A 618-nucleotide genomic window follows, 5' to 3' on the forward strand; every position below is an offset into this window, starting at 1 on the left:
ATTTGTAATGCCGAGGACCGGAATCGAACCGGTACGGTGATCACTCACCGCAGGATTTTAAGTCCTGTGCGTCTGCCAGTTCCGCCACCCCGGCGCGTAGTACATTGGCAAAGCGGAAAACGGGGTTCGAACCCGCGACCCCCACCTTGGCAAGGTGGTGCTCTACCACTGAGCTATTTCCGCGTATTTACGATGCCGGCTAAAGGACTTGAACCCTCGACCCTCTGATTACAAATCAGATGCTCTACCAACTGAGCTAAGCCGGCGTAAAAAAATAGAAACAATCATATGATGCGGGTGAAGGGACTTGAACCCCCACGCCGTAAGGCGCTAGATCCTAAATCTAGTGCGTCTGCCAATTCCGCCACACCCGCAAAAATATGAGCCGTACAGGGCTCGAACCTGTGACCCTCTGATTAAAAGTCAGATGCTCTACCAACTGAGCTAACGGCTCATATGGAGGTTAACGGGATCGAACCGCTGACCCTCTGCTTGTAAGGCAGATGCTCTCCCAGCTGAGCTAAACCTCCAAAGATAACAAAGCGTGGCGGCGTCCTACTCTCACAAGGGGCAACCCCTCACTACAATCGGCGCTAAGAAGCTTAACTTCTGTGTTCG

Annotated in this window: 6 tRNA genes and 1 rRNA gene; all 7 read right to left on the reverse strand. The window is 52.6% G+C overall.

Features of this window, described 5'->3' with window-relative positions:
• Positions 1-8: 8 nt before the first annotated feature.
• Positions 9-94 (reverse strand) — tRNA-Leu (locus ACH0AK_RS14090).
• A gap of 17 nt (positions 95-111) precedes the next feature.
• Positions 112-183 (reverse strand) — tRNA-Gly (locus ACH0AK_RS14095).
• 10 nt (positions 184-193) lie between these two features.
• Positions 194-266, reverse strand: a tRNA-Thr gene (locus ACH0AK_RS14100).
• 26 nt (positions 267-292) lie between these two features.
• Positions 293-374: transfer RNA gene (locus ACH0AK_RS14105), tRNA-Leu, on the reverse strand.
• A 7-nt stretch (positions 375-381) separates the two neighbouring features.
• Positions 382-454: transfer RNA gene (locus ACH0AK_RS14110), tRNA-Lys, on the reverse strand.
• A gap of 3 nt (positions 455-457) precedes the next feature.
• A tRNA-Val gene (locus ACH0AK_RS14115) sits at positions 458-530 on the reverse strand.
• Between the two features lie 12 nt (positions 531-542).
• Positions 543-618 (reverse strand): 5S ribosomal RNA (gene rrf, locus ACH0AK_RS14120); the annotation flags it as partial.

Source organism: Enterococcus pernyi (assembly GCF_045371165.1).
In the GTDB taxonomy this organism is placed as follows: domain Bacteria; phylum Bacillota; class Bacilli; order Lactobacillales; family Enterococcaceae; genus Enterococcus_B; species Enterococcus_B pernyi.